This window comes from Helicobacter pylori (assembly GCF_011140715.1).
In the GTDB taxonomy this organism is placed as follows: Bacteria; Campylobacterota; Campylobacteria; order Campylobacterales; family Helicobacteraceae; genus Helicobacter; species Helicobacter pylori_DA.
The window spans coordinates 1-298 of sequence record NZ_SFZZ01000031.1 but is presented as its reverse complement, the minus strand read 5'-3'; the positions used below and the strand labels follow the sequence as shown (position 1 = coordinate 298).

Sequence of the window (298 nt, the reverse complement as noted above, 5' to 3'; positions counted from 1 at the left end):
AGCTTTAGAGCGTATTTTTAGATTTTCTTTTTGCCATTCTTCTGTAGCTTTAAAATCTCTAGGGTCTAGTTCTAAATAAGCGATAGAACTTGGTTTATAAAAATCCACTTGTTTAGCGATAGCTTTTTGTGAATAGGGCAGAGATTCCAGCTCTTTTTGCAAATAAGCTATAAGCTCTTGCGCTTTTGATCCTCTTTGAGAGCGGGGTTGTTTAGAGTTTGGGAGGTGTTTTGGCTGGATAGGGGTTTGATTGGTTTTTGTGGGTTTAGGGGTTTTGCATTCAGCTTCTACTTCTATA

At 37.9% G+C, this 298-nt stretch carries 1 protein-coding gene; it reads right to left on the bottom strand.

The window, feature by feature from the left end; translation table 11 throughout:
• The coding region (locus EWZ81_RS03335; RefSeq protein WP_165549016.1) for a DUF874 family protein at window positions 1-298 on the bottom strand (298 nt) is incomplete at both ends.